Source organism: Leptolyngbya sp. FACHB-36, assembly GCF_014695955.1.
GTDB lineage: Bacteria > Cyanobacteriota > Cyanobacteriia > Leptolyngbyales > Leptolyngbyaceae > FACHB-36.
Genome location: NZ_JACJPG010000215.1, coordinates 1 through 8363 on the forward strand (window position 1 = coordinate 1; position 8363 = coordinate 8363).

At 52.4% G+C, this 8363-nt stretch carries 9 protein-coding genes and 1 pseudogene; 3 read left to right on the forward strand and 7 right to left on the reverse strand.

The annotated features are described in order from the left end of the window. The 3 genes and pseudogenes from H6F43_RS04970 to H6F43_RS04980 all read right to left on the reverse strand — a co-directional run. Positions 1 to 431 (reverse strand): annotated as a pseudogene (locus tag H6F43_RS04970) (carboxylate-amine ligase); the annotation flags it as partial. 281 nt (positions 432 to 712) lie between these two features. Then, positions 713 to 1336 (reverse strand): Holliday junction branch migration protein RuvA, encoded by a 624-nt coding sequence (gene ruvA, locus H6F43_RS04975; RefSeq protein ID WP_190341254.1) that lies wholly within the window; start codon positions 1334 to 1336, stop codon positions 713 to 715. Positions 1337 to 1359: 23 nt separating this feature from the next. Then, positions 1360 to 1869, reverse strand: a complete 510-nt coding sequence (locus H6F43_RS04980) for a GNAT family N-acetyltransferase (protein WP_190341256.1) — start codon at positions 1867 to 1869, stop codon at positions 1360 to 1362. 136 nt (positions 1870 to 2005) lie between these two features. Here H6F43_RS04980 and H6F43_RS04985 point away from each other — a divergent pair, with 136 nt between their 5' ends. Beyond that, entirely contained in the window at positions 2006 to 2968 is a 963-nt protein-coding gene (locus H6F43_RS04985) for a protochlorophyllide reductase (protein ID WP_190341258.1), read from the forward strand. Between the two features lie 234 nt (positions 2969 to 3202). Here the strand turns inward: H6F43_RS04985 and H6F43_RS04990 are convergent, their stop codons facing one another. After that, positions 3203 to 3373, reverse strand: a complete 171-nt coding sequence (locus tag H6F43_RS04990; protein WP_190341260.1) for a hypothetical protein — start codon at positions 3371 to 3373, stop codon at positions 3203 to 3205. 897 nt (positions 3374 to 4270) lie between these two features. On the opposite strand from H6F43_RS04990, the gene aroF reads away from it, so the two are divergent. Continuing rightward, positions 4271 to 5134 (forward strand): 3-deoxy-7-phosphoheptulonate synthase, encoded by an 864-nt coding sequence (gene aroF / locus H6F43_RS04995; RefSeq protein ID WP_190341262.1) that lies wholly within the window; start codon positions 4271 to 4273, stop codon positions 5132 to 5134. 64 nt (positions 5135 to 5198) lie between these two features. On the opposite strand, the gene H6F43_RS05000 is transcribed toward aroF, so the two are convergent. The 3 genes from H6F43_RS05000 to H6F43_RS05010 are packed head-to-tail and all read right to left on the reverse strand — an operon-like array spanning position 5199 to position 7310. Further along, entirely contained in the window at positions 5199 to 5519 is a 321-nt protein-coding gene (locus tag H6F43_RS05000; protein ID WP_190341264.1) for a 2Fe-2S iron-sulfur cluster-binding protein, read from the reverse strand. Next, positions 5497 to 5940: a sulfur transferase domain-containing protein gene (locus tag H6F43_RS05005; RefSeq protein WP_190341266.1), complete on the reverse strand. Its 444-nt coding sequence runs from the start codon at positions 5938 to 5940 to the stop codon at positions 5497 to 5499. The genes H6F43_RS05000 and H6F43_RS05005 overlap by 23 nt, the downstream gene beginning before the upstream one ends. Before the next feature lie 20 nt (positions 5941 to 5960). Further along, positions 5961 to 7310, reverse strand: a complete 1350-nt coding sequence (locus H6F43_RS05010) for a selenium-binding family protein (RefSeq protein ID WP_190341268.1) — start codon at positions 7308 to 7310, stop codon at positions 5961 to 5963. A gap of 205 nt (positions 7311 to 7515) precedes the next feature. Here H6F43_RS05010 and H6F43_RS05015 point away from each other — a divergent pair, with 205 nt between their 5' ends. Then, a complete protein-coding gene (locus H6F43_RS05015) occupies positions 7516 to 8241 on the forward strand; it encodes a hypothetical protein (RefSeq protein ID WP_190341270.1) in 726 nt (241 codons plus the stop codon). The last annotated feature ends 122 nt before the right edge of the window (positions 8242 to 8363 follow it).

The window sequence follows — 8363 nt, forward strand, 5'->3', positions numbered from 1 at the left end:
CGATCGGGATTAATTGCTTGCCGAATTCGCTCCATCAGGCGGGGACGATCGATAACTTTTTGGCTAAGGGACGTTAGCGATGAATCATAGGTGGAGAGCAGCAGCAGGCGCTCGCGAGCGTGAGAAAAGGGAATTCCGGGCAGCAGTTGCAGGTAGTAGTCAATGACGCTGGGGTGAAGCGGCTGCGAGGTGATGTAAACCAAGCGCGTGCGCGGGTTGCGGAGGCGAATCAACGAGAACAGCAGCCGCTCTTCGTAGTGGTGTACGCCTTCGATCTTGAGCAACTCGCGCTGGTCCAGGCTGAGCGACGGAATAACCACAATATCGGCATCACTATTGTCAAATAGTTCGATCGTGTGCCAGCGATCGCGCAACTGGTTCTGAAGTGAATAAAACGGCTCGTCCAGCTTAAATTCTTGACTGCTCACCATGCTGCATTCCCTCAGAGCTTCTGCAATTACCCTGAAGTCGATGACCGTGCGTTTACTCAATCGCAAGCCGCTCACCTAGTTAATTCAGGTCTATCTATGAGTCATCATACGAGATTGCTAGAAAAAAGGTCTTTTCTAGGATCTGATTCACAAAACAAGAATTTTTAGAACAACCGCACTTGCGATTTTCAATGCGGGAAGGTTTTATTGACAACCAGAACCGTTGAATCGATCGTTGGACCGCTTCTCTCCTCTGTACAAGTAAGCATCAGCGACGTTACCTAGCGGCTTAGCCACGCGATCGCGTCGCGAATCCAGCTTTCTGCATCGCCGCTCTTCGATAAACTCGTCGTTTGCCCCACTGCCTGAAGCGCTTGAGCAATTTCGCTGCTGCTGTAACCCAGCGCTAAGAGCGTCATTTCGACATCTTCCTGCACTTTCGGCGCGGGTCCCGCAGCGGGAGCCGTAACGACACCTGCTGCCTGTCGCCACTCCTCCAGTTTTGTCCGCAGTTCTAGGGCAATCCGCTCGGCAGTTTTTGCGCCAACTCCGGGCGTCCGAGCCAGTACGCGAGTATTTCCAATGACGATCGCCTGCACTAGATCTTGCAGCCCCAGCGTGTCCAGCAGCGACAGTGCCAGTTGGGGACCAATGCCGCTGACGCTGACTAGTTGCCGAAACAAATCCCGCTCTGCTGACGACCCAAAGCCAAACAGCACCATTTGGTCTTCACGTAGGTACAGATGCGTAAATATCTGAGCGGCTTCGCCTTCAGCGGGTAGCTCTTGAAGCAGACGCGGCACGACTTGCAAATCGTAGCCGACTTGATTGACATCCAGCGTTACGATGACGCGATTGCCGTTTTTCTGAACGCTGGCAACGATGCCTTTGAGATAGCCGATCATGAAGCCTTCTGTGATAGTCGAGGTTAGACGGAGGGGTTCGTGGCTCGATACACGTCCATCTGGACGCCGTGAAACGTTGTTTCCCGCTCGTACTGCATTCCCGTCTTTTCCAGCACTCGAACGGAGGCGAGGTTAGCGCGTTCTACAATGCCCAGAATGTAGGGAAGGTTGAGTTCCGTAAAGCCATGGTGCAAGGCGGCGATCGCGGCTTCCGATGCCAGTCCCCTGCTCCAGAATTTTGGATCGAGTCGATAGCCCAGTTCCCACTCTTCTCTATTATCGATCGTCTCCACAGCGATCCCACAGTAGCCGATCAATTCGTTGCGCGGTTTAAGGAACACCGCCCACTTGCCAAACCCGTGTTGAGCATAAGATGCCATGAAGCTCTGGATTTTTGCTTGTGTGTCTGCGCTAGACAGCGGACCTGTCAACGAGGATTTCATCACCAGCGGGTTTGCCAGGATTTGAGCCAGCCAACGATCGTCTGCTGGCTCAAATTCCCTCAAAATCAAGCGATGGGTTTCGATCAGCATCACGCAGTGCGGCTCAACAACGTGTTTAACAACGTAAAGAAAACTAACAGCTAGTCGCGAATTGCTAACTGCCGTTAAGTAATGACTCAGCGGTGTGGGATTCTAGAAATAGCAACCTGGGTCAATAGAGTTTGAAATGGAAGAACATCGTAAGTCAACCGTCGTGATTACGGGTGCCTCCTCCGGCGTCGGTTTGCATGCTGCAAACGCGCTTTCCAAAATGGGATGGCATGTGGTGATGGCGTGTCGAGATTTGGCGAAGGCGGAAAGCGCGGCTCGATCGTTGGAGATGCCGCAGGACAGCTACACTCTTTTGCACATCGACTTAGCTTCGTTGGAAAGCGTGCGTCAGTTTGTCAAAGACTTTCGAGAAACGGGCAGACCGATCGATGCGTTGGTGTGCAATGCAGCAATTTATATGCCGCTGCTAAAGGAACCGCTGTGGAGTCCCGAAGGCTACGAGTTGAGCGTTGCGACGAACCATCTGGGGCATTTTCTGCTGAGCAACCTGATGCTGGAGGATTTGAAGCACTCAGGCGCAGCGGAACCGAGGCTGGTGATTTTAGGCACGGTGACGCACAATCCGGATGAGCTAGGCGGCAAAATTCCGCCGCGCCCGGATTTAGGCAATCTTGAGGGGTTTGAAGCGGGATTTAAAGCACCGATTGCGATGATTGATGGCAAGCAGTTTGAGCCTGTAAAAGCGTATAAGGACAGCAAGGTGTGCAATGTGCTGACCATGCGAGAACTGCATCGGCGCTATCACGAAGCAACCGGAATTACGTTTAGCTCGCTGTACCCAGGCTGTGTGGCAGATACGCCGCTGTTTCGCAACCACTACCCGCTGTTTCAGAAAATTTTCCCGTGGTTCCAGAAGAATGTTACCGGGGGCTATGTATCGCAGGAGCTGGCAGGTCAACGAGTTGCTGAAGTGGTGGCAGCTCCGGAGTACAGCCAGTCAGGTGCCTATTGGAGCTGGGGCAATCGCCAGAAGAAAGACGGAAAGTCGTTTGTGAGACAGGTTTCCCCACAAGCCCGCGACGATGATAGAGCAACGCGAATGTGGGAGTTGAGCGAAAAGCTGGTTGGACTGGTGTAGTAGGAGGCTGGGTGTTCGGCGATCGCGCCATTGCCCGACACCCAGCTCTTTCCGATCAGGTTTCGCAAAATTTTTCGATTATCTGGCTGGGGAAGATGGACTCGTCGAGTTCCCGCGCCATATGCACCACGTAGTTCATCTTCTAAGAAGACGATTCGTGATGTAGATCTGACGATCTAGAGACAAACGCTCGATCGCTTAGTTAACCCTACACAAGCAGAGAGACTACAGAAGCTAGCGAGTCCCTGTACCTTTCGTACTTCCTGGACCCCCAACATCGGGTGGGTTGTAGTCGTCACTACTGGGGTGAGCTGACCAAAAACTTGTAGTGCCGCTCTGCTGAGATGCCTGAGGGAAGCCCGACTCAGACAGGGCTGCTTGATCCAACAGCAACGGTGTAGACAAAACAGAACTTGCAAAGGCGGGTTGGGCAACAATGGATGAAGCTGCAAGAGCTACCAACAGTGTAAATCGATGTAATAAACCTATGAGGGCGAACGATCGATCTGCCGTTTTCATCAGTGCTATCTGGCTTGGATTCCGCTGGCTCAGTGGTTCTACCAAAAGACTGGCACGAACATCTGCTCCGTAAAAATGCTTAATTGACACATTTTTATCTGGCACAACCTTGAAATGGCTAAGTTCGTTCATGTTTTCCGCTTAAATTTGAGCGAACCGTCTTGAAAAATGTTCTTACAGATACAGAACTTTTAGCGTTGTACCTTCACCATTGCCCGCCACAACTCCCCAAACTGGTGAGCGGAGAGAACAAATTGTTTAGACTGTTCTACCGAATATTGCGGAGACTTCCTGCTGGCTTCAGTCTTTCTTAATCTTAAGGCGACTGAATTTACGGTGGTCATCCGACACTATCTGATTTAATATAGCCGAGCCTCTACCAATAGACTGATCTTTTCTCCGGACTAACCTACGCATCACCCTACAGGGTGCTTGACGGCTTATCTCTCCAACTGATACCGTTTGAATACGTTGAATTCCGAATGCCCACTCGTATGCACCGCTGCACGTCCTACTTTTATTTTTGGTTTGGAGAGGTTCACTTGGAGTGAATGTGCTTCGTGCCGACATTCTCCAGGTGAGCCGCAGAGTCAAGTCTGCGGCTTCTTTGTTTTCAAGGCTTAGAACTCAGTGATTCACACAATGAACTTAATCAGTTGGTTTTACGGCTATTTTTTTTGGACCAGGAACCGTTCCGGGTGAGTTCATCGTGTGCAGATGTCTTTAGCCCGGAACCCAGCAGTTCCGGGCTTTTTGTTGTTTATCCATTCAGGAGCCAGTTTCATGATTGACGCAAAATTAGCCAGCAAAACTCACAGCGCCCAGCACACCCAGATTCGATTGAGCGACGCCGTCTCGATCGGCGGTTCAGAGATCGTGGTCATTGGCGGACCCTGCACCGTCGAAAGTCTCGACCAAATGGAGCAGGTCGCTCACCACCTTTCAACCACTCCGGTCCACGCTTTGCGAGGCGGCGTCTACAAGCCCCGCACGTCCCCCTACGCCTTCCAGGGAATGGGGATTGAGGGACTGCAAATTCTTGCAGAGGTGCGGCGACAGTCTGGACTACCCGTTGTGACAGAGGTGATGTCGATCGCTCAGATCGAACCCGTTGCCGCCTATGCTGACATGCTGCAAATTGGCAGCCGTAACATGCAGAATTTTGAACTGCTCAAAGCCTTGGGACAGGTGAATAAGCCTGTGCTGCTGAAACGGGGGCTTTCCGCCACGATCGAAGAGTTCATCATGGCAGCCGAGTACATTCTTAGCCACGGCAATTCTCAGGTGGTCCTGTGCGAACGCGGCATTCGCAGCTTCGATTCCTACACCCGCAACGTGCTGGACTTGGGAGCCGTCGTTGCTCTGCGCCAGTTGACCCACCTCCCAGTCATCGTTGATCCAAGCCACGCCGCAGGTAAGCGAGAACTGGTCGCAGACCTCGCTAGAGCGGCGATCGCCTGTGGAGCCGATGGGCTAATTATCGAATGCCACCCCGAACCTGAAAAGTCTGTCTCTGATGCCCGCCAAGCCCTTTCTCTAGAGGATATGGCGGGCTTAGTGTATAGCCTTCAGCCGATCGCGACCGCTGTGGGACGCCGCCTAAATGGGGGCGTTGCCGAAAAGCCCGCACTGGCGATCGCCTGCTAATTAGAGCAAATCCGTGGTCGGTCCAGAGGCAATCAACGACTGACTCAGACCGAGCGACTGACCACTAACCTTGCTTAAACGGATTCACGTACAGCGCATCCTGACTCTCAACCCCAACTTCAAAGCGGCAGTTCGATCGCGCTTGAGCAATGCACAGCAGCACGTAGCCCAGTGCAGCCTGATCAGGCTTTAACGCCACGGCGTTCGCTTGTTCCACCTCACCTTCAAGCAACCGTGCCGCGCAAGTGATGCAGGCACCGTAGCGACAGCCAACGGGCAGCCGCAAGCCAGTGGCTTCCACTGCATCTAGGATAAATTGGTCGGCGGCAACCTCGATCGTTATCCCCTGCCGATTCACCAACTCAACCCGATGCGTCGTTGCCATAGTGCGTCGCCAAAAACTGCTTGAGATGCGGTTGATCGAGAGAAATGCCAAGCTGTTGAGCACGATCGATCAGTTGATCCTTCGTTAAATTCTCCTGCATCGCGGTTGCAATCAGCGCCAGTCCGCCTGCCCGCGCCCCTGCACCACAGTGGAGCAGGACGGACTGAGGTAAGTTCTCCAATTCTTCTAATGCCTGATGAACCAAAGCATCGTCAGGACTGGACGGTGACAGGGGAACGGTGGCATAGCGGAGTCCGGCAGCTTCGGCGTGCTGCTGCTCGTCGGATAGGGTATTGGCTTCACTGGGCGATCGCAAATTCAGCACCGACTTAAATCCTTGTGCGGCAGCTTGTTTCAGATCCTCTGGCGTTGGTTGTCCAGCGAAACCAAGCGCATCGCTCACTTTTTTTACAGGTTCCACAGCGAATCTCCTAACTACAGCTAGACCCAAATATCAGAGGTACAGTCGCCGCCGGGATAGCGCATCTCGTGGGCACGCGCTGGACCTTGCGGCTCACTGCCAAAATCCACAAAGAAATTGGGGTTGATCGCTAGACCGCCCGTCTCTGTGTTGCAGTCGATCTGCAGCATGTAGGAGCCTGTTTTACTCATGTCTGGGTAGAACTGGTTGTCCCAAGTGCTAAACAGGGAACTGGTGACGTAGAGCCGCTTACCGTCCAAGCTCAGCTGCAGCATTTGCGGACCTCCAGTTAGGGTGTGTCCGTTCACGTCGCCGCTCTTGCCCAACAAGCCGCCGCACCAAACCTGTCCAACAAGTTTAGGATTTGCCGGATCGCTCACGTCGTATTGGCGAATGTCGCCGTGCAGCCAGTTAGAGAAATAAAGGAAGCGATCGTCAAGCGACAGCAGCAAATCTGTAATCAAAGACGGTAGCGGCACCGGGAAGCCTTCTAAATCGATCGCAGGCACATCCACAACTTTTGCCACGTCCCAGTGCCCGTTGGTTTTGCTCCAGTGCCAGATGTTGCTGCTGAGAGCGGCACCGACATATCCGTGGGTGCTGTCAGGATTGTGGTGAAACCGCACTTCTAAAGGAATCATGCCGTCCTCGCCCAGATCCACGCTTTGCTGAATCGTGCGGTTTTGCCAGTCCCAGAAGTGTAAATGGCGACCGTAATTGCCAGCACCCACATCATTGAGATCAAAGCCAGGGTAAAAGGTTTTGGGTGCGCCCCATTCGCTGCTAACCATAACGTTGTGGCGCGGCTGATACCAGAAGTCATAGTTGAACTGCATGGCGTCCGCCTGCTGCTCCCATCGTCCCAGGATGTCGAAGTTTTCATCCAGCAGCAGAAATCCTCCGGGTGCGTTGCCCTCCCCGTCGCCCAACATCGAGATCATTACCTGACTGTTGGCAAGACAGTGCACCGTATGTGGGGCGCTCAAGTTTGTTTTAGCTTTGATGTCTTCTGGCTCAATTATCTTGTGAATCTTAGGCGCTGCATCGGCGGTATCAATAATGTAGATCCGACTGGAGCGAATGCCAGGAACGACTAAGAAGCGACGAGATTTACTAGCATCATCGTGGCAGGAGCTACAGGCGTTCCAGCCGAAATGGTGCAGTTCATCACCAAGGTAGGGCATGGACAGTCGATGAATAACCTGCGAGTACGTCGGTGAGGTCGGATCGACATCGACAACTGCTAAGTAATCTGGTTCTTCAATGCCAGTTCCCGTATACAGAGCGATCGTGTACAGCAGTTTCTCCCGCTCTGCATTCATTGCCGCTTCGGGAGATGCGTAACCCGGTCCGCAGCAGGCATGTGCCATATCATCAAGCTCCAAATATGCATTCTTCAGCAACGATTGCCACTATACTACGGCAGTTCGATAAATTTTACGTAGTTTAGGCATCTGCGACACCCGATCGCTTCGGGGCTAAAAACCCCTAGACGCCACAGGAGGGTTGGGGAGGACGATCGAACTGCGGTTTTGATAGATTGTTGGCGCTCTTGTAAATCAATCACCGCAGCCCATGGACAACCGAATCAGACGCCGTTGGTTTCAGTCCTTCGCCCTTGCGCTCATTTCTCTGACGGCTGCAGTTACAGTGGTCGCAGCGCCCAACCAGATTAGTGTAGGTGGAACGCGCCTCGCAATTCCAACGCCCAACGGCTATGCACCCGTGACACCAGCTATGAAGGTGTTAAACCGATTTTTGGACAATCTGGTGCCACCGAACAACAAGCGCTTCCTAACCTTTATCCCACAGACAGAAGTTCAGCGGGCGCTTAAGGATGAAATTCCCAATTTAGAGCGGACTCTTAACGTTCAAGTTTCACGACGAATCGAAAATGCCAAACTGTCACAAGCAAATTTTGCTCAGGTAAAGACCCTTCTGCGTCAGGAAAATAACAAGATATTCGAGCAGGTTCGACGCGGACTTCCAACTTCAACAAACAGAATTAATCAAGCGACAGAGAACCAGTTCAACGTCAATTCTGCGCTGCAAATCTCAAATATTATTCCACTGGAGCCGCACGAAGAATCAGCACGGACAATGGCGTTTTCGCTTCTTGCCAAAGTGAATGCTACTGGAGAAAATGGGCAGCGAATCAGCGACACGATCGCGGGTACGGCAACGCTGGTTTATGTCAGACAGAAATTCTTGTTTCTCTATTGCTACGGTGGAGAAAAGGACTTGCAGTGGACTCGAACCGCTTCAAAAAACTGGACGGCGGCAGTCCTAGCTGCAAATTGACGCTTAGAACTGGAGTTTAGACTAAGCGGAGTAGTGAGCTGATAAAAAAGAGCAGTCAGCGAAAGAAACCGACTGCTCCTGGCATTCTGAGAAAAGCACTACCAATTCTCGGATGCCGATAT

Coding starts and splice junctions, on each gene's coding strand:
- H6F43_RS04980 (WP_190341256.1), bottom strand. CDS start 1,869: ATGCTGATCGAAACCCATCGCTTGATTTTGAGGGAATTTGAGCCAGCA.
- H6F43_RS05010 (WP_190341268.1), bottom strand. CDS start 7,310: ATGGCACATGCCTGCTGCGGACCGGGTTACGCATCTCCCGAAGCGGCA.
- ruvA (WP_190341254.1), bottom strand. CDS start 1,336: ATGATCGGCTATCTCAAAGGCATCGTTGCCAGCGTTCAGAAAAACGGC.
- H6F43_RS05000 (WP_190341264.1), bottom strand. CDS start 5,519: ATGGCAACGACGCATCGGGTTGAGTTGGTGAATCGGCAGGGGATAACG.
- H6F43_RS05015 (WP_190341270.1), top strand. CDS start 7,516: ATGGACAACCGAATCAGACGCCGTTGGTTTCAGTCCTTCGCCCTTGCG.
- aroF (WP_190341262.1), top strand. CDS start 4,271: ATGATTGACGCAAAATTAGCCAGCAAAACTCACAGCGCCCAGCACACC.
- H6F43_RS04985 (WP_190341258.1), top strand. CDS start 2,006: ATGGAAGAACATCGTAAGTCAACCGTCGTGATTACGGGTGCCTCCTCC.